We start from the raw sequence: 19,673 nt of genomic DNA on the forward strand, positions 1-19,673 counted from the left end.
TGCGCCTTTCAACCTACAACAAAGACAAATAGTAGACGCCGTTTTATTTGTTAACAGCGTCCTTCAGAGCTTTACCTGCTTTAAAGCTGGGTACATTAGCAGCGGCAATCTTGATTTCTGCGCCGGTCTGAGGATTGCGGCCAGTGCGAGCGGCACGCTGTTTCACAGAGAACGTTCCAAAACCTACCAGAGAGACCGAATCACCTTTTTTCAGGGTACGGGTTACAGCGTCAATAGCGGCATCCAGTGCACGACCGGCAGACGCTTTGGAAAGGTCAGCAGCATCGGCAATAGCGTCAACGAGTTCAGATTTATTCACAATAATCCCCTTGTTATGTTAGTAAGACTGTTCACCTACAACACACGACCTAACTGCTTTCCCGCAGGCTGTGGCATGTAAGATGACTGCACCGTTATACCAACCCCCCGAAAACCGGTCAAGCGGTTTAGTGAGTATTTATGCGGGCTCCAGCGTCACCAAGGGTTTTTGTATCATCTTTGTCGACCCGATCATACTCCTCATCAGACAATGGCTCGGGTTTTCGAATCAACGCAATCTCCAAAACTTCATCAATCCATTTGACGGGATGTATATCAAGATCTGCTTTAATTTTCTCCGGTATCTCCTTGAGGTCACGCTCGTTTTCATGGGGAATCAGCACCGTTCGAATACCACCACGATGAGCAGCCAGCAATTTTTCCTTTAAACCACCGATTCTTAATACCTGCCCGCGAAGGGTAATCTCTCCCGTCATCGCCACATCGGCGCGCACCGGTATTCCAGTGAGCACCGAGACGAAAGCAGTACACATTCCGATACCGGCACTGGGTCCATCTTTGGGTGTAGCCCCCTCGGGCACATGAATATGCAGATCTACTGTCTGGTAAAAATTGCGCTTGATGCCCAATGTTTTTGCCCGACTTCTCACCACCGTCAACGCCGCCTGAATAGACTCCTGCATTACGTCACCGAGAGAGCCGGTTTTTACCACCTGCCCCTTGCCCGGCACTGCTGAAGATTCGATAGTCAACAGTTCGCCACCTACCTGAGTCCAGGCAAGACCGGTTACCTGACCAATCTGACTCTCCTCTTCAGCACGGCCAAAATCATATTTGTAGACACCCAGCAAATCTTCAAGCTCTGCGGAGGTGACCTGATAGACTTCCTTGCTATCATCACGGACGTGCTTGGTAACCACCTTGCGGCAGATTTTTGCCAATTCGCGTTCTAGGCCCCGTACACCGGCTTCTCGGGTGTAATAACGAATAACGTCCATGACGGCAACTTCGTCCATGACCAGCTCGTTTGCCTTTAGTCCATTCGCCTTACGTTGCTTTGGCAACAGGTATTTGAGCGCAATATTGACTTTTTCCTGCTCGGTATAGCCGGGGATACGGATGACCTCCAGGCGATCCAGCAACGGGCCGGGAATATTCATCGAATTTGCGGTGCAAATGAACATAACCTCAGAGAGGTCGTAATCAACTTCCAGATAGTGATCGTTGAAGCTGTTATTTTGCTCGGGATCAAGGACTTCCAGCATCGCCGAGGCGGGATCACCCCGATGGTCCATGCCCATCTTGTCGATTTCATCCAGCAGAAATAACGGGTTTTTTACTTCGGCTTTAGCCAGCTTCTGAATCAGCTTGCCAGGCAGGGAGCCGATATAGGTTCTGCGATGCCCACGAATTTCAGCTTCATCACGGACACCACCCAGCGACATACGGACATATTTCCTGCCCGTGGCCTTGGCAATAGACTCACCCAGTGAGGTTTTGCCCACTCCCGGCGGGCCTACCAGACACAACACGGGCCCCTTGAGTTTTTTCACTCTTTGCTGCACCGCCAGAAATTCCAGAATCCGTTCCTTGACCTCTTCAAGCCCATAGTGATCCTCATGGAGAATCCATTCAGCACGCTTCAGGTCATGGCGAACTCTCGAACGCTTCTTCCAGGGCACATTGACCATCCAGTCAATATAACCACGCAAGACAGAAGCTTCAGCCGACATCGGAGACATCATTTTCAGCTTGTTCAGCTCAGACTTTGCCTTGTCAAAAGCATACTTTGGCATGCCGGCATCATTGATTTTAGTTTCCAGCTGCTCAATGTCATTTCCGCCCTCCTCAACATCGCCCAACTCCTTCTGGATCGCTTTCATCTGCTCATTGAGGTAATACTCTTTCTGACTTTTCTCCATCTGCTTTTTGACTCGCCCACGAATGCGCTGCTCAACTTCAAAAAGCTCAATTTCGGACTCCATCAGACCCAACAAAATCTCCAGTCGAGTAGTCAGAGAGGGGGTTTCAAGGATTCCCTGCTTTTGTTCAACGCTGAGGGTCATGTGCGTTGCCAGAGTATCAGCCAGACGACCGGGCTCCTCAATACCAGCCACTGTACTGACGACCTCTGAGGGGATTTTCTTGCTCAGATTGACATACTGTTCAAACTGGGTGAGGGCCGATCGCATTAATGCATCGGCCTCCTTGCTGGACAATGCCTCGTCGGGCATGACTTCGTACACACCCACAAAATAGCCGGGCGATTCATTCATATCGTGGATCTTGACTCGCTCGACTCCTTCGACGAGCACTTTTACTGTGCCATCGGGAAGTTTCAGCATCTGCAAAACCGAGGAGAGCGTTCCCACACGGTAGAGATCATCGGGAACGGGATCATCTTCAGCCGCAGTTTTCTGGGCTACCAACAGAATTTGCTTGTCCTGCGCCATGGCCTCCTCAAGAGCCAGAATCGATTTTTCCCGGCCCACAAACAATGGGATCACCATGTGGGGATACACCACCACGTCTCGCAGAGGCAGCATTGTCAATTGATTATGCACAGCATTCTGTCCCATTCTTTAACCTCTTCGCGAGCGTTTCAATCCAAATTAAGCTTACTGCAAATATGGGGTTTACGCGGGTAAATACAAGTGACCGGCAACAGATAAATGACGACAGGCAAAAAAAAGGCCCCGCAGGGCCTTTCGGGGATATAAAAATGACTTACTCATCACTGGCCGCTTTCTGCTGCTCTTTGTTTTCATAAACCAGTAGTGGTTCCGACTCACCACGAATCACTGCACTGTCGATGACCACCTTGTAGACGTTATCCATAGAAGGAATGTTATACATGGTTTCAAGGAGCACGTTTTCAATAATTGAACGCAACCCACGGGCACCGGTTTTTCGCTCCAGTGCACGCTCGGCAATGGTCTCCAGTGCATCGCGACGAATATCCAATTCCACGCCTTCCATTTCAAACATCGCTTCATACTGTTTAATCAGTGAATTTTTTGGCTCCACAAGGATGTTCACCAGCGCATCGCGATCAAGCTCCTCAAGGGTAGCAATCACTGGCAGACGACCCACAAACTCGGGTATCAGACCAAAACGCACCAGATCTTCCGGCTCCAGATCCGACAGGGTCTGACCAATATTTTTACTGGCATCCTTGCTTTTTACCTGGGCACTGAAGCCAATGCCACCCTTATCAGAACGCTCCTGGATAACCTTTTCCAGACCGGCAAAAGCGCCCCCACAAATAAATAGGATATTGGCGGTATCCACCTGCAGAAACTCCTGCTGAGGATGCTTGCGTCCGCCCTGTGGCGGGACCGAGGCAACCGTGCCCTCAATCAGCTTCAGCAGGGCCTGCTGAACACCCTCACCTGACACATCACGGGTAATGGAAGGGTTGTCTGACTTGCGTGAGATCTTGTCAATTTCATCGAGATAGACAATACCGCGCTGGGCTTTTTCAACATCGTAATCACATTTCTGCAATAACTTCTGAATAATATTCTCGACATCCTCACCCACATAACCTGCTTCAGTAAGGGTTGTGGCATCGGCGATAGTAAAGGGGACATCCAGCAGACGGGCCAGCGTTTCGGCAAGCAGTGTCTTGCCACTTCCGGTGGGGCCAACCAGCAAAATATTACTTTTGCCCAGCTCAATATCCCCTTCGGCACCCTTGCCACCACTTTGCAAACGCTTGTAGTGATTGTAGACGGCAACAGAAAGGATTTTCTTGGCTCGCACCTGACCGATCACATACTGGTCGAGGATCGCGTTGATCTCTTTGGGTTTGGGCAGCTTTTCGCCAGCGGATTCGGCATCGGCCTCCTGGACTTCTTCCGTAATAATGTCGTTGCAGAGATCTACACATTCATCACAGATAAACACCGACGGGCCTGCAATCAACTTGCGAACTTCGTGCTGACTCTTGCCGCAGAAAGAACAGTACAACAGTTTGCCGTCGTCTTCCCCTTTTCCGGTTTTCTCGTCGCTCATAATCCTGTCTCTACAAATCTACTCATTTTTGGTCGATACGGGGAAGTAAAATTCTTTTATATCAACTAGATAAAACAATTTTTGCCGACTAAAAATCCTAACGGCTCTATGGCCGCTTGTCCAGCACCTGATCAATCATGCCATATTTTTGCGACTCTTCAGCGCTCATGAACTTGTCCCGCTCGGTGTCCAGAGCAATTTGCTCTACTGATTGGCCGGTATGGAAAGCAAGACGTTCATTCAAGCGCTGCCGTATCTTGAGAATCTCCTGTGCCTGGATATGAATATCAGAGGCCTGCCCCTGGGAGCCACCGCTTGGCTGGTGAATCATGACCCTCGAGTTTGGCAGGCAGAAGCGCTTCCCTGCTTCACCGGCAGCCAACAGAAAGGCCCCCATACTGGCGGCCTGACCAATACACATGGTACTGACATGGGGCTTGATAAATTGCATGGTGTCATATATCGACATGCCCGCAGTAACTGAACCACCGGGGGAGTTGATATACAGGTGAACATCCTTGTCGGGGTTCTCTGACTCAAGGAACAGCAACTGAGCCACCACCAGATTGGCCATGTAATCCTCTACAGGCCCCACCAGGAAAATAACGCGTTCCTTTAACAAGCGGGAGTAGATGTCATAGGCGCGCTCTCCACGAGCAGATTGCTCCACCACCATGGGCACGAGGCCACCTGCATTATTCACATCGAGATCAGACGTCGAAGAGAGATCAAATTTCATAGATAGTCACTCAAGAAAAAACCTGTTGAAGCATTGTAACCAGCAGTAGGGAGAAGGCAAGCAACCCGGGCTACAACAACATGCGGAAGAACGCTCGGAAAACAAACAGGCCCCAAACCGGGGCCCGTCGCCACACCACATAAGACCACTCGCAAAACGCCAACAAGCGGCCCGTCAGGAAAACAACAGACTAGAAGTCCGCCGTGCCATCCTGATCCGGTTGAATGGCTTTCTGGTAGTCAACCTCTTCTTCATTGACTGTCGCTATTGAAAGCACAAAGTCAATCACCTGATCCTGGAGCACGGTAGACTCCACACCCCTCATCAATTCCTGACTGCTGTAATAATACTTGACCACCTCCTCCGGTTTTTCGTAGGTGGAAGCCAACTCTTCGATGCGATCACGAACTTTTTCCGGGCTGGTTTCAATTTTCTCGGTTTTAACAATTTCATTGACGATCAGGCTGACAATGGAACGACGCTTCGCCTGGTCAATAAACATGTCATCAGGCAACAGTTCGGGATCAAAGTTGCTCTTACCACCACCCATGCGCTGGGCCATCTGTTTCTTCATCTTGGTGATTTCACTGGCAACCAGCACATCCGGAACCTCCTGTTCGCCGTGCAGATTGCACAACTGCTCCATAACACGACCCGTGGTCTTGGTTTTCAGCGCCTGCTTCAAATCCCGATCCATATTCAGGCGAACCACTTCACGAAATCTTTCTTCAGCGCCCTGTTGCATACCATAGAGCGCGAAAAATGCTTCATCCAGTGGCGGCAAGACGGCTTCGGTAACGGTATTGACCTTGATGGTGAACTCGACAGGCCTGCCTTTGAGTTCTCCGGCATGATAGTTTTCGGGGAAGGTCAATGAGAGCACTTTCTCCTCGCCGGCAGACATGCCCACGACCCCTTCTTCAAAGCCGGGAATGGCCTTACCCGCGCCGAGATCCAGCATGAATCCCTCGGCAGAACCGCCATCAAATTCCTTGCCATCCATGATACCGGTATAGTCAATATCGACCTCATCGCCATTCATGGCAGGGCGATTCACCTCTTCCCAACTGGCATTCTGCTTGCGCAAGGCGTCAATCATGGTGGTGACATCATCCTCTGTCACCACGGCAACCGGCCTGGCGACAGTCAATTTTGTCAAATCTGTCAACACGACTTCGGGCATAACCTCAAAGGTTGCGACAAATTCAAGATCCTGGCCGGGCTCATCTTTCACCGATTCAATCTCAGGGCGTCCAGCGGGCTTCAGGTTTTCCTGAGCAACCGCTTCTTTGAATGTACGGCCCAGCACATCACCGATGACTTCCTGGCGGATGCTCTCGCCAAAACGTTTTTTCAATACATTCATGGGCACTTTACCCTTGCGAAAGCCATCCAGCCGAACCGTCTTGCTGGCTTTGTTCAGGCGCTCGGTCACCTCAGCGTCGATACGCTCTGCGGAGACGCCCAGGGTCATCTTACGTTCCAGACCAGAAGTTGTTTCGATAGAAACCTGCATGATTATCCTCTGAATAATTCGCTAACTTGATTAATCTCATGGTGCGGACGGAGAGACTCGAACTCTCACATCTCTCAATACCAGAACCTAAATCTGGCGCGTCTACCAGTTCCGCCACGTCCGCAATAAGCCGGGTAATATCGAATCGGGCGGCAGATAGCCGCTTTCGACAAAGGGTGGGGATTTTGCCACAGGGGAAACACCTGAGCAACAACCGATGGCAGCGCAGCATGCTATGCAGGTGACGTGAGAAATCCTTCAGGCTGGTCGGGCAATCAATACGACAACATCCTCTGTTGACTGATTGATTAATAATGTTTCCAGTCGCTCAGCAGGCAACAAAACGGCCTCCTCCATCAATAGGTGGTGACCACCCAGCACAACAACACCCTCAACCACCACCAGCAGGCCATAACAACCCGTAGCGGGCAACAAATAACCGGATCCGGGCAGTAAGGTCAGCCGCCATACACGGAAATCGTCAAACGTCACCACTTCCACCAATAGATATCCCGGACTCTCCTCCAGAATGGCCAACTCTGGCAAACCGGGTGTCTCAAGCGACATCATGGCTACTGCCTGCTCGGTATCCCAATGCCCCTGAGTAAGGACTTTCTGGGCGAATGACAAAATCCTTCGCTCATAAACCGGGGTCTGGAATTCCACCGTACGGACCCCGTGCTGCAGCGCGTGGGGCATCAACAGGGGGACCTTGACCACATTGCCCACAGAGAGCGGCAACAGCGCTGTAAAGCGGTTCATTTCGTCCCGCAGCTGGTGTTCCCGTTGCTGCAGTTGCTCTGGCAGCTCACGGAACCAGGCTTGCAGGCACCGTGCCGGAACCGGCACGTTGGCATCGATATCCAGCGCTTCTCGTCGCTGATCAAAAAGGTCATCGATTTCGCGTCGGACGGTTTCATAACGCTTCACTGCTGCCAGAAAGTCCGCCCTGAAATCATCGTCAGAGGAGTAAGTCGCCCTCACTTCCGGATCGAAACCAAAACGAATGGCACCCTTGCCTTCCGGCCAGGCATCACGATCAATATGTGTGACGACATAGACCTCGCGTTTTTCCTCGTGCAGTTCGAAATACAGATCGCCGTAGACTTCCTCCGCCAAGGGATCAAGTATCTTGAGTAAATTGATATGCCGTTCTGCGCCAGCTGCAAGCCGGCGCGGCCCGACCGATAGCACCCAGGGCAAGGGGCTGCGGGCGACCCCATCACTGATATAAGACTGACCACGCTGCTCGATACCGGTGAACCAGATTTCCCGTCCCCAGGGCTTGTCAATAGCTACCGGCTCCAGACGCATGGGGCGGTCCAGAAAAAGCAAGGGCAAACCGTAGGCAGCACAGAAATCCCCCAGGTCAAAACAATCGTGATCCAGCAATGTCAGCTGATCAGCGAGCTGCTCATCCAGCGCAGTTACTGTAAAGGTGATCCGGCCTTCCAGTTGCTGAAAAATAGCCAGTAACTCAATGAGTGGCGAACCGGGCAGATAATACTGCTCATAGGCATAGTGGATAGCCAGACTATCCCAGGGGCTTGCCGACTTGGCCAGCCACTTCTCAAGAGCGTGTTCAGGATTTTTTGTTCGGAGGATATCCAAGCTGATCAGGTCCGGTTATTTGGCAGCAGAGTCTAACAAAAAAGCCGCTATCTCGCCGAATCAATAGTATGTCGATCAAAAGGATCTCACCGTAATCAACTTGACAAGAACCAGATGCACATCTTTACTGAACCTGCCAGGATCTCATAACAATCACACAAGATCCCTCAACATCCACCAAACCAGAAGGCTCGTATTATGAACAAATCACGCAAACTACCGGCGTATCTTGCAACAGCTGTGATGGCTGTTTTTTTACTACCGGGCTGCGCAGAAGATGAGGGGGCCGCAGAACAGCCTGTAATGGAGGAGGCTGTAGAGAATGCCCAACAAGCGATGGAAGAGACCGGCGAAGCTGCTGAAGAAATGGCAGGAGAGGCAAAGGAAGACATGAACGAAATGGCTGAGGACGCAAAGGAGACATCCGAAGAGCAATGGCAAGAGGCCAAAGAAGCCGTTGAAGAGACGAATCAATAAACAGCCTGATAATGGGGTAAGTAAATTATTCCCACTGCTTACCCCCATAATAAAGCCGGCCCAGGGCCGGCTTTATTATGTACGGCACGGAGAGATACAAGCGGACAGAATTCACCCGAACATCAATCAAATACTCGCTTAGCTCAAGCGCTCAAACACCGTAGTCACTCCCTGCCCCAACCCGATACACATAGTTGAAGCCCCAAATGTACCGTTGCGCTGACGAAGAATGTTCAGCAATGTTCCGCTGATCCTGGCACCGGAGGCACCAAGCGGGTGTCCCAGCGCAATGGCACCACCATTGACATTCACCTTCTGGTCCAGACTGTTCAGCAGACCGAGATCCTTCAATACCGGCAGCGACTGGGCAGCAAAAGCCTCGTTCAATTCTACATAATCAATGTCATCAATGGTCAGCCCGGCTTTTTTCAGCGCTGCACGGGTAGCGGGCACTGGCCCATAGCCCATAATTGAGGGATCAACACCCGCTGCCGCCACAGAGATGACTTTTGCGATCGGCGTCAGACCCAAAGCGACCGCGCGCTCTGCAGACATCACCAACATGGCCGCCGCGCCATCGGTCACCTGAGAAGACGTGCCGGCAGTAACCGTGCCACTGACAGGATCGAACACCGTTTTCAGTTGCGACAGTCCCTCCAGGCTGGTTTCGGGGCGGATCGTCTCATCTTCCCGCATTAAATAGAGGCCGCCATTCTCATCATGGGCTTCAATCGGAATAATTTCCTCGACAAAGCGGCCTGCGGCGCGGGCTTCAGCTGCCAGCTGATGAGAGCGAACACCGAATTCGTCCTGCTGCTCGCGAGTGATGCCATGAATTCGGGCCAGATATTCTGCAGTCAGGCCCATCATACCCGCAGCCTTGGCAACCCTGAGATTCTGTGCCGGATTGGGGTCATGATCATGCGTCATCGGCACATGGCCGAGGTGTTCCACACCACCCACCAGATAAATATCGCCCAGCCCTGCCACTACATTGGCCGTGGCAATGTGCAATGCCGACATGGAGGAACCGCACAGCCGGTTGATTGTCATCGCAGGAACATGGTGGGGAATACGGGTACGCAGCGCCGTCATTCTGCCCACATTGAAGGACTGCTCACGACCCTGCATCACACAACCCCAGAGAATGTCATCAATTTCAGCGGGGTTCAGCTGCGGATTGCGGTCAAGCAACCCTTCAATCAGTACCGCGCCAATTTCATCGGCACGACGATTCCTGAAGGAACCATTTTTCGAGCGGCCCATGGGGGTTCGTGCGCAATCAATAATCACCGTATCTCTTGGTTTCAAGCTCACAACAAATCTCCTGTTAACCTCCAGTCCGGCGATCAGCCGTAATAACCTCGACCGCTGACGGCCATCTCTCGCATTGTTTCCGTGGGGGCATAGAGTTTACCCAGATGACCAAAACGATCGGCCATGGCACAGAAATTATCCAGGCCCATCTCATCCATCCAGCGAAAGATCCCACCACGAAATACCGGAAATCCCAGGCCATAAACCATCGCCATATCCGCTTCGGCGGGCGAACCCACCACACCGGATTCCAGACAATGGGCCAGCTCGATACACATGGGTACCATATAGCGAGCGACAATGTCCTCATCGGTGAGCTGGTGATAGTTGGAGACCAGAGGTTTGAACAGTTCTGCCACGGCATCGTCGACAAACTTTCCGGGCTTGCCGCGCCGGTCTTTCTGGTAAAGATAAAAACCCTTGCCATTTTTCTGACCCAACCGGTCGCTCTCAAACAGGGTGCGGGTGGGTGAAATATCCGCAGCATTTGCCATGCGATCCGGATAGCCCTCCACCATGCTGGGAAAACAGTGTACGGCGGTATCGATACCCACCACATCCATCAGATAGGCGGGGCCCATCGGCCAACCCCAGGCTTCCATCACCCGGTCAATGTGCTGGTAGTCAGCGCCATTGACGATCATCATGTCAAAGCCGAAAACTGCGGGAAACAGCACCCGGTTTACCAGAAAACCGGGGCAGTCATTCACCACAACGGGTTTCTTGCCCAACGCCAGTGCATGGGCCACGATGGTGCCCACCGTCTCATCGGAAGTCTTGCTGCCGCGAATCACTTCTACCAGAGGCATGGCGTGAACCGGATTGAAGAAATGCATGCCACAGAAATTCTCCGGCCGCTTCAGATTTTCAGCCAGCACATCAATGGAAATCGTCGAGGTGTTGGATACCAGAATAGCATCCGGCTGAAGTCGCCCTTCAACGTCCGGTAAAACCATACTTTTGACCTTGACGTTCTCCACCACGGCTTCAATCACAATATCGGTATGCTCGATCCCGTCGTAGCTCAGCGAGGGCATAATTCTCGATAGCACGGAGCCTGATTCCAGTGGCGTCATTTGACCACGTTCCACCCGCTTGACCAGTAGCTTGTTCGCCTCGCTCATGCCCAATGCCAGAGAGTCCGTATTGATATCTTTCATCAGCACCGAAAAACCCTTGATGGCATTCTGATAGGCGATACCGCCGCCCATGATGCCCGCCCCCAGAGCCGTGGCATGAGTGATCGATTTAGCGGCCTGTTTGGCGTATTTTTTCGCCACACCACTGATCAGCTGGTCGTTGAGAAACACACCCACCAATGCCCGGCACTGCGGTGTCTGTGTCAGGTCGCTGAACGCTTCAAATTCAACCTCAAGGGCCTCATCACGGCACATTTCGGCGGCCTGCGACAGAACATCCACCGCCGCCAGAGGTGCGGGGTAGTTACTGCCGGCCTTCGCCAGAACCGCGGCGCGACTGGTGTGTACAGACATTCCGAGCTCAATCGTATTGAGCTGCAGGGGTGCCTGCTTGCACTGGCGACGGGTCTTGTAATCGAGCTCGCCACTGGCGGCGCTCATCAACATGTTCAGCGCTTCATCCTTCAATAGATCCGGCTCAACCACAGCATCCACAGCACCATCGGCCAGGGCTGCCGCCGCTTTTTTGTGCTGCCCTCCGGCAATCCACTCCACCGCATTGTCAAAACCGATCAGGCGCGGCAATCTGACCGTCCCACCCCAACCGGGAATAATACCCAGCGTGGTTTCCGGCAGGCCGACCTGTGCCCTGCTCGACATCACCCGGAAATCACAGGCGAGGCAGACCTCAAAGCCGCCACCCAGGGCAAAGCTATTGATGGCCACCACCGATGGAAATGGCAATGCTTCAATTTGGTTAAATGCTTGATTGGCAGGTGCGAGAAACTTGCGGCGATCGGCTTCACTGCCCTTGAATGCCTCGCCGAATTCCGTGATATCGGCTCCGGCCACAAACACCCCTTTACCACTGGTCACCAGCAACCCTTTGACCCCGGTTTTTTCCGACAACAGCGCGAGTGCATCCAGTAACTCCCGTAGCGTAGCCTGGTTAAAAACATTGACCGAGCTCTGCTGTGCGTTGAAGTGCAGTTCCACAAAACCGCTTTTGAGCGGCTGTAAACTGAGAGTATTCCCCTGAAACATGGGTGCTCCTATCCTGATAAAGTGGTAGTGATTTAAGGCCACGGGTTGACAATGCGAGTCAGCGAACCGTCGCGAGATAGTATGCAGGGCCAAAACGACCGGCAAAGGGCTTTTGTGACCCATGGGTACTGCCCGTGGCACGTCTGTGTATCATTTTTATCATCATAAACCACGATCAGGCTTTCTGAACAAAATCACATCATCCTCCGGTTGCTCCATGTCAGCCAGCCATTGAGCGCGAAGGTATTCCATCGTGGTCAAACTGAAAAAACGGATATGGGTCGGGTCATTCTTGTAATGCCAGCGTTCAAATGATGCCTTGTCGCGTACCAGCTTGGTCATCAGGCCAAGCCAGCCGCCCGATTCCAGCATCGTCCAGAGGTGGCCCAGCACCTCGCCGGGACGAGACAGATGCTCCACCACCTCCGTGGCTGTAATGAAATCATAGCGATTGGTCAATACCGACCTATCCGGCGCATAGTAAATGTCGTAAATCGCCATATCAAAACCCGCCTCCTCCAGCATTACCGAGAGCGTCGGCCCCGGCCCGGCACCAAAATCCAGCCCACGGCTTCCCGGGACAAGCCTGTTCATCAAGGGATTGCAGAGGCGTCCGAGAAATGCCCGGTAGCGCTGATCTTCCGGGTTATTCTCATGGAGATCGTAATGGCACTTTTCCTGCGCTGGCGGGAGCTGCTGCCCGAGCGGAACAAACACCAGCTGGCAGTGCCCACACTGTAAGTAGTCCCGTTGCCGATCGGACCAGTAATGCGCCACTGCCCGGTCACCACAGAGCAGGCAGTTCATACCCTCATTGTCAGCCATATTTTAATCTCGGGGACAAGTCTGTTTCGGGACGGGCGAATCGCCCATAATCGCGCCCTTACTTTGTCATTATCGGCAGTCCTGCGACACATAACACGATGGGCAATATGAATAAGATCCAGCACCAGATCGCCACAGAAATCAATGTCAAACCCGCCCAGGTGGCCGCGGCCATGCAGCTGCTGGACGAGGGCGCGACGGTACCGTTTATCTCCCGTTACCGCAAGGAAGTGACCGGAGGATTGGATGACACACAGCTTCGCACGCTGGAGGAACGGCTCGGCTATCTGCGCGAGCTGGAAGACCGCCGATCCACCATTCTCAGCAGGATTGACGAACAGGGCAAACTCAGCCCTGAACTCAAAAATGCCATTCTTCATGCCGACACCAAAACCCGGCTGGAAGACCTTTACCTGCCCTACAAACCCAAGCGCCGCACCAAGGGTCAAATTGCCATCGAAGCGGGTCTGGAACCGCTGGCAGATGCACTGCTCAGTGACCCAGGCCTGAATCCCGAGCATCAAGCCCAGGCCTATATCAATCCGGAACTGGGTATCGCAGACAGCAAAGCCGTACTGGATGGAGCCAAATATATCCTGATGGAACGGTTCAGCGAGGATGCCGATCTGATTGACCAGCTGCGTCGCTACCTGGCCGAGGAAGCCAGCCTCAGCGCCACACTGATGGCCGGCAAGGAACAGGATGGCGAGAAGTTCCGCGACTATTTCGAGCACAGTGAACCGCTGAAGAGCACCCCCTCACACCGCGCACTGGCCATGTTCCGCGGCCGTCGCGAAGGCATTCTCTCCATCAAGGTAGACGTTGCTTGCGAAGATACGGACAAACATCCCTGCCAAACCATAATCGCCCGCCACATGGCTATCGAACATCACAACCGCCCCGCCGATGACTGGCTGGCCGAGGTCGTGTGCTGGACCTGGAAAGTCAAACTGCATGTACATATCGAAACGGATCTGCTAGCAGAACTGCGACAGCGGGCCGAAGCCGATGCCATCGGCGTGTTTGCTGCCAACATGAAAGATCTGCTGCTGGCCGCTCCGGCGGGACAGAAAGCCACCATCGGACTCGATCCCGGCCTTCGCACCGGGGTCAAAGTGGCCGTGGTGGACAGCACGGGAAAAGTTGTCGATCACGATGCCATTTTTCCGACCCCACCCCAGAACAAAACTCGGGAAGCCGAAGCCAAGCTGCTGGCATTCTGCCACAAATACCAGATCGCATTGATCGCCATCGGCAATGGTACCGCCAGCCGGGAGACCGAACGCTTCGTCAGGGGGATGCTGAAAAACCATCCGGAACTCGCCACACAGGCTGTGGTGGTGAATGAATCCGGCGCCTCCGTGTATTCAGCGTCCGAATTTGCCGCAGGCGAGTTCCCCCATCTGGACGTCACCATTCGCGGCGCCATTTCCATCGCCCGGCGCCTGCAGGACCCGCTGGCAGAATTGGTAAAAATTGACCCGAAATCCATCGGAGTCGGCCAGTATCAGCACGATGTCAGTCAGGTTGAACTGTCCCGCAGCCTGAATACCGTGGTGGAGGATTGCGTGAATGCCGTCGGTGTCGAGGTAAATACCGCCTCCGCCACTCTGCTCAATCGGGTGGCGGGCCTGAACCAGACCATCGCCGACAATATCGTGGCTTTTCGGGATGAGCACGGCCCATTCAAAAACCGTGCCGCCTTGAAAAAAGTGCCCCGACTGGGCGACAAAAGCTTCGAGCAGGCCGCCGGGTTTTTGCGGGTCGCCAATGGCGACAACCCGCTGGACGCCTCCGCTGTTCACCCGGAAAGCTACCCGCTGGTTTCGCGCATGGCGCAGGATCTGGGCAAGCCCATTCAGTCACTGATCGGCGACAGCGCCACCCTGCGCACCATCCCGGCAAAAAACTATGCGGATGAACGGTTCGGCTTGCCCACCATCACGGATATTCTCAGTGAACTGGACAAACCCGGCCGCGACCCGCGCCCGGAATTCAGGACCGCCACCTTCAAGGACGGTGTTGAAACCCTGAAGGATCTGCAACCGGGGATGATTCTGGAGGGCACGGCCACCAACATCACCAGCTTCGGTGCATTTGTTGACATTGGCGTACATCAGGATGGACTGGTACATATCTCGGCACTGGCAGACAAATTTATCAGGGATCCAAGAGAGGTCGTCAAGGCTGGCGATACCGTGCGAGTCAAAGTCCTGGAAGTGGATATTCCCCGCAAACGTATTGCCCTGACCATGCGGCTGGGCGACGAACCGACCAACAGCAACGGTCCACCAGAAAGTCCCCGCCAAATCAGCAAGGCCGGCAAGGCGCGTCCTGACAAAACCAGGCAGCCCGCGGAGCCGCCCAACAGGACGGGCACCCTCGGCGCACTGTTCACCGAGGCACTGAAAAAACAGTGACCGGGCAAATCCTCCGCTCCAGGCAGGCTTCACAGGTCAAGGGATAAGGTGATCGACTTGGGTTGTTGATCAGGTTTGATCAACAGGCCATCCGGATTTTACAAAGCGTTACATTAAGCGGACGACCAGTTGATCGAATAATCTTTTTCCCTCAACAACCGCAGGCAGGCGGTGGCGGCATCAAGGTCATACAGCTTGCCAGCATTCGACTCAATTTCAGCCAGTGCCACTTCAATGCCGAGGGCGGGACGGTAAGGTCGATGTGACGCCATCGACTCCACCACATCGGCAATGGCGGTGATGCGCGCCTCAATGATGATCTGCTGGTCTTTCAGTCCCTGGGGGTAACCGCTGCCATCGATTCGCTCATGGTGCTGTCTGGCAATATCAGCCACCGGCCAGGGGAAAGGGATGTTTTTCAACACCTGGCAACCGAACTCGGCATGCTCTTTAATCAGCTCATATTCGCTAGCACTTAATCTTTTCGGTTTCACCAGAATTTCTGTGGGAACGGCGATTTTACCGATATCGTGCAGCAATCCTGCCATACGTAAGCCCTCCTGAAACCGCTTATCAAAACCCATTTCAGCCGCAATCGCTGCGGCAATTACACCAACCCGCTTTTCATGGCCCGCTGTATAGGGATCCCGCAGTTCGGTTAATTTGGCGACAGTATCGACCGTGTTGAATATAGCCTGCTCCAACTGAGCGGCATATTGGCGGGCATCCTGCTCCAGCCGATACGGCTCGCTGACATCGGTCCAGACGCCGATAAAACGAGTCCCTGATGAGACAGCAAGTTGATGCAATTCATCCTGAACCATAATATGGGAACCATTGGCATGACGGAATCGATATTCATGCATGCCACCGCCCTTTCGAAATATCTCCTCGGCTCGCATCACACACCGATCGAAGTCATCGGGGTGTAAATGTTCTTCCCACCACCCCTTGGTCAGGATATCTTTCGCTGAAAATTGCAATATTTTCTGAATATTTTCGCTCACCCATATGACCCTTTGATCCTCCGGCGTTCCTTCCAGCACATAGACGATAACGGGGATGGCAGCAAAAAATTGCGGCAGGTTAAAAAACTCTAATTCAGAGGCAATTTCAGCCTGAATTGCAGGTTTTTCGGAGTCCTCAAGTCTGTATAGCATAAAACAAAGCAGCAGTGACATCAGTACCACAAACAACAGTCCTTTAAGGGTGCTGACCCACTAGGTGGCCTCAATATCACCCAAAAGATGAAACAGAAGCCAGTCACTGCCGAGTATCCAGCTCGTGCCGATAACGGCAAAGAGGATAACAATCCATAACTTCTTTCGGGACAATACGTCCATACCTAACCTATCCGTTGACGGCAAAATACATTGTTGCCTGTTTATAATCTCACGTCAAAACAGTACTAGTACTACTCTATATTTCGTGAACCTGTCCTTGCAGCGTTTTTTCTGCGTCATGGCGTTGGCTACTCATCTTCAGAACGGACATGAAGAGAGTCAATCTCACCAGAAAAAGTAACGAGGGAAATCACTATCGGTCTGCAACAAACGCTGCAATCCTCAATATATTCCTGATGCTCTATCGAGCAGTCAACGATCAGTTCAATCCGCTCGCCACAGGGGGGGGGCATTGCATCATTCTGCTTTGCAGTAACGGCACGGTATATTCCCGATAGTTATCGATGTTCAATGCATGGATGTTCAACAGTAAGACGTTAGCACCTGCAACGATAAGCCAATATATCACGCTCCACTGACACACACCTCTGCATTTAAACCGAGGCTTGACGGGCTTTTAACACGCACCCACCATAAATGCGAATAATTATCATTTAAAATATGGAGAGTCAGTATATGGGGTATCTCATCCACACACATCTCAAAGAAGGCCGCCCGTGCCTTCGCATCGTCGATGCGGAGTCTGGTCAGGAATGTCTGCACTGGTGTTGCGAGTGTTCACCCGGCGCAGAAGAAAAAACTGCTCAACAGGAAATGCACCGACTGGTCAGTAAATTGTTGCTGCTCAGCTGCCAGCAGACGCTATGCAACCCCGCAGATACAACCGAAACCGGATGGATGAGGTGAAAACAAGGGCGTTAAAAGACGAAAAAAGGCGGCCCAACTGGACCGCCTTCCGGAAGATGGGGTGGCTGACGGGGATCGAACCCGCGACCACAGGAATCACAATCCTGTGCTCTACCAACTGAGCTACAGCCACCATTGCATAATTTGCTGTCTTTTGCGCCAGAACTGGATGGCACGCCCGGCAGGATTCGAACCTGCGACCTACGGCTTAGAAGGCCGTTGCTCTATCCAGCTGAGCTACGGGCGCTCAACAAGCACTTTACAACCGTTTCCGAAGATGAGGGTGGTCGGGGAAGAGGGATTCGAACCCCCGACATCCTGCTCCCAAAGCAGGCGCGCTACCAGACTGCGCTATTCCCCGTTATCTCACTGAGCCCTCATTTCGAGAGCAGCGCATAATACTGACGCCAACCCGCTTCGTCAATCAAAAAGCCCCATCGGCTTCCCCGCTTATTCCCTTCACAGACAGGCGGTGAAGTGCGAAAATAAGCGCCTTCCCACCCGTATTCAGGAGTCAGACCCACCATGGCAGCAATCATTCTCGATGGCAAAGCCGTTGCCCAGCACACGGAAGCCGAACTGAGCGAACGGGTGGCTCAACTGAAACAGAAAAGTAATGGTCAGGCACCGATTCTCGCCACCATTCTGGTAGGCGGCGATCCGGCATCGGCCACCTATGTGAGAATGAAACAGAATGCCTGCAAGCGGGTCGGCATGGAGTCCATCGCGGTAGAAATGCCCGATGCCACCACCACCGAACAGCTGCTGGCCAAAATTCAGGAACTAAATGCCAACCCCAACTGCCACGGTATATTGTTGCAGCACCCGGTGCCGGAACAAATTGACGAGCGCCTCTGCTTCGACAGCATCGCCCCGGAAAAGGACGTGGACGGTGTTACCTGCCTCGGTTTTGGCCGTATGGCCATGGGTGAATTCGCCTATGGCTCTGCCACACCCCAGGGCATCATGCGCCTGCTGGCAGCGTACGATATTTCACTCGCTGGCAAGTATGCCGTGGTCGTTGGCCGTAGCCCGATTCTCGGCAAACCCATGGCCATGATGCTGCTCAATGCCAATGCCACTGTCACCATCTGCCATTCCCGGACGGAAAATCTGGCGGCGATTATCAGTGGGGCTGATCTGGTGGTGGGCGCAGTGGGAAAACCCGAGTTCATCAAGGCCGACTGGGTCAGGGATGGCGCGGTGGTGGTGGATGCCGGTTACCACCCCGGTGGGGTCGGCGACATTGAACTGGCGCCCCTGCACGATCGCGCCGCCGCTCTCACCCCGGTACCGGGTGGCGTCGGCCCAATGACCATCAACACACTGATCCTGCAGTGTGTTGACGCCGGTGAGAAAAAACTGGGCTGAACAGTCATCATCCGCCCCGATAGCGATTGTCGTCACCCCTGCCCTGCTCTAGGATGAAGAGATAGAGCAGTGACAGGACACCACCATGATAGCGAACCGACTGGTCGCCCACCGGGGCTACCCCAGGCACTACCCGGAAAACACTCTGCTCGGCATGAGCAAGGCGATTGAAGCCCGGGCAAAATTTATCGAGACCGACATCCTGTTCAGTGCCGACCAACAACCGGTGCTGTACCACGACACGCTCATGACCCGCATCAGCGGCGTGGAAAATGCCATTCACTTACTAACCCTGAAAGAACTGCGCCAATACCCGGCCAACGAACCGGAGCGACTGGGTCAGGCATTCGTCAGCGAGCACATCACGCCTCTCTCAGCGCTGGTCGGGTTGCTGTCGGAGCATCCCGACGTCACAGCGTTTATCGAACTGAAGCGCACCGGGCTGGAGACTGTCGGCATTGAGAATGCCTACCGCATTGTCACCGGAATTCTCGACCCGGTCATCGGGCAGTGCGTACTGATCAGCTTCAGCGACGAATTTATCCAGCATGCCCATGAGCAGCAGTTTCCCCGCCTCGGTGTGGTACTCAAGGACTGGCAGGACAGACAGGGGCCCTGGATCACCGACATCCAACCGGAATTTATTTTCTGCGACACCGACAAAGTGCCGGAAGGGGCCACGCTGGACGATCTGCAAAGTACTGTCGTAGTGTACGAGGTGGAAGTCCCCGATCAGGCCATCGACTGGTTCAACCGCGGTGCGGATATGGTGGAAACCTTCGATATCGCCAGCATGATTACCAATCTCGCCCACCGGGCCCTCTGACG

Annotated in this window: 16 protein-coding genes and 4 tRNA genes; 4 read left to right on the forward strand and 16 right to left on the reverse strand. The window is 53.4% G+C overall.

Annotated elements, in window-relative coordinates; all coding sequences use genetic code 11:
- Positions 1–43 precede the first annotated feature (43 nt).
- The 7 genes from ACTF5G_RS00595 to ACTF5G_RS00625 all read right to left on the reverse strand — a co-directional run bounded on the left by ACTF5G_RS00595 (position 44) and on the right by ACTF5G_RS00625 (position 8,162).
- The gene (locus ACTF5G_RS00595; protein ID WP_438950872.1) at positions 44–319 is read right to left on the reverse strand and encodes an HU family DNA-binding protein; all 276 of its coding nucleotides are present in this window, start codon (positions 317–319) and stop codon (positions 44–46) included.
- 127 nt (positions 320–446) lie between these two features.
- Positions 447–2,825 (reverse strand): endopeptidase La, encoded by a 2,379-nt coding sequence (gene lon, locus ACTF5G_RS00600; RefSeq protein WP_438950873.1) that lies wholly within the window; start codon positions 2,823–2,825, stop codon positions 447–449.
- Positions 2,826–3,006: 181 nt separating this feature from the next.
- Entirely contained in the window at positions 3,007–4,296 is a 1,290-nt protein-coding gene (clpX, locus tag ACTF5G_RS00605) for an ATP-dependent Clp protease ATP-binding subunit ClpX (RefSeq protein ID WP_438950874.1), read from the reverse strand.
- A gap of 106 nt (positions 4,297–4,402) precedes the next feature.
- Positions 4,403–5,035 (reverse strand): ATP-dependent Clp endopeptidase proteolytic subunit ClpP, encoded by a 633-nt coding sequence (gene clpP, locus ACTF5G_RS00610; protein ID WP_438950875.1) that lies wholly within the window; start codon positions 5,033–5,035, stop codon positions 4,403–4,405.
- 190 nt (positions 5,036–5,225) lie between these two features.
- Positions 5,226–6,551, reverse strand: coding sequence for a trigger factor (gene tig, locus ACTF5G_RS00615; RefSeq protein WP_438950876.1), 1,326 nt, complete (start codon positions 6,549–6,551; stop codon positions 5,226–5,228).
- A 39-nt stretch (positions 6,552–6,590) separates the two neighbouring features.
- Positions 6,591–6,675 (reverse strand) — tRNA-Leu (locus tag ACTF5G_RS00620).
- 134 nt (positions 6,676–6,809) lie between these two features.
- The gene (locus ACTF5G_RS00625; protein ID WP_438950877.1) at positions 6,810–8,162 is read right to left on the reverse strand and encodes a hypothetical protein; all 1,353 of its coding nucleotides are present in this window, start codon (positions 8,160–8,162) and stop codon (positions 6,810–6,812) included.
- A gap of 198 nt (positions 8,163–8,360) precedes the next feature.
- On the opposite strand from ACTF5G_RS00625, the gene ACTF5G_RS00630 reads away from it, so the two are divergent.
- Positions 8,361–8,639, forward strand: coding sequence for a hypothetical protein (locus tag ACTF5G_RS00630; protein ID WP_438950878.1), 279 nt, complete (start codon positions 8,361–8,363; stop codon positions 8,637–8,639).
- 138 nt (positions 8,640–8,777) lie between these two features.
- Here ACTF5G_RS00630 and fadA read toward each other — a convergent pair whose 3' ends face one another.
- The 3 genes from fadA to ACTF5G_RS00645 all read right to left on the reverse strand — a co-directional run bounded on the left by fadA (position 8,778) and on the right by ACTF5G_RS00645 (position 12,964).
- Positions 8,778–9,956, reverse strand: coding sequence for an acetyl-CoA C-acyltransferase FadA (fadA, locus tag ACTF5G_RS00635; protein WP_438950879.1), 1,179 nt, complete (start codon positions 9,954–9,956; stop codon positions 8,778–8,780).
- 32 nt (positions 9,957–9,988) lie between these two features.
- On the reverse strand, positions 9,989–12,139 hold the full coding sequence (gene fadB / locus ACTF5G_RS00640; protein WP_438950880.1) for a fatty acid oxidation complex subunit alpha FadB: 2,151 nt from the start codon (positions 12,137–12,139) through the stop codon (positions 9,989–9,991).
- A 162-nt stretch (positions 12,140–12,301) separates the two neighbouring features.
- On the reverse strand, positions 12,302–12,964 hold the full coding sequence (locus tag ACTF5G_RS00645) for a class I SAM-dependent methyltransferase (RefSeq protein ID WP_438950881.1): 663 nt from the start codon (positions 12,962–12,964) through the stop codon (positions 12,302–12,304).
- A gap of 107 nt (positions 12,965–13,071) precedes the next feature.
- Here ACTF5G_RS00645 and ACTF5G_RS00650 point away from each other — a divergent pair, with 107 nt between their 5' ends.
- Positions 13,072–15,384: a Tex family protein gene (locus tag ACTF5G_RS00650; protein WP_438950882.1), complete on the forward strand. Its 2,313-nt coding sequence runs from the start codon at positions 13,072–13,074 to the stop codon at positions 15,382–15,384.
- Positions 15,385–15,497: 113 nt separating this feature from the next.
- Here ACTF5G_RS00650 and ACTF5G_RS00655 read toward each other — a convergent pair whose 3' ends face one another.
- From ACTF5G_RS00655 to ACTF5G_RS00680, 6 genes are all read right to left on the reverse strand, one after another.
- Complete coding sequence (locus ACTF5G_RS00655) at positions 15,498–16,565, reverse strand: HD domain-containing phosphohydrolase (RefSeq protein ID WP_438950883.1); 1,068 nt, start codon at positions 16,563–16,565, stop codon at positions 15,498–15,500.
- A gap of 39 nt (positions 16,566–16,604) precedes the next feature.
- Positions 16,605–16,727 (reverse strand): hypothetical protein, encoded by a 123-nt coding sequence (locus ACTF5G_RS00660; RefSeq protein WP_438950884.1) that lies wholly within the window; start codon positions 16,725–16,727, stop codon positions 16,605–16,607.
- Positions 16,728–16,855: 128 nt separating this feature from the next.
- Positions 16,856–17,020 carry a CPXCG motif-containing cysteine-rich protein gene (locus ACTF5G_RS00665; RefSeq protein ID WP_438950885.1) on the reverse strand — a complete coding sequence of 55 codons (165 nt, stop codon included), beginning with the start codon at positions 17,018–17,020 and terminating at the stop codon, positions 16,856–16,858.
- A 511-nt stretch (positions 17,021–17,531) separates the two neighbouring features.
- Positions 17,532–17,607 (reverse strand) — tRNA-His (locus ACTF5G_RS00670).
- A 37-nt stretch (positions 17,608–17,644) separates the two neighbouring features.
- Positions 17,645–17,721, reverse strand: a tRNA-Arg gene (locus ACTF5G_RS00675).
- A gap of 37 nt (positions 17,722–17,758) precedes the next feature.
- A tRNA-Pro gene (locus tag ACTF5G_RS00680) sits at positions 17,759–17,835 on the reverse strand.
- A 164-nt stretch (positions 17,836–17,999) separates the two neighbouring features.
- On the opposite strand from ACTF5G_RS00680, the gene folD reads away from it, so the two are divergent.
- Together folD and ACTF5G_RS00690 are read left to right on the forward strand one after the other, a co-directional pair.
- The gene (gene folD / locus ACTF5G_RS00685) at positions 18,000–18,845 is read left to right on the forward strand and encodes a bifunctional methylenetetrahydrofolate dehydrogenase/methenyltetrahydrofolate cyclohydrolase FolD (protein ID WP_438950886.1); all 846 of its coding nucleotides are present in this window, start codon (positions 18,000–18,002) and stop codon (positions 18,843–18,845) included.
- Positions 18,846–18,930: 85 nt separating this feature from the next.
- Positions 18,931–19,671 (forward strand): glycerophosphodiester phosphodiesterase family protein, encoded by a 741-nt coding sequence (locus tag ACTF5G_RS00690; protein WP_438950887.1) that lies wholly within the window; start codon positions 18,931–18,933, stop codon positions 19,669–19,671.
- Positions 19,672–19,673 lie beyond the last annotated feature (2 nt).

The organism is Porticoccus sp. (assembly GCF_965660005.1).
Taxonomy (GTDB): domain Bacteria; phylum Pseudomonadota; class Gammaproteobacteria; order Pseudomonadales; family Porticoccaceae; genus Porticoccus.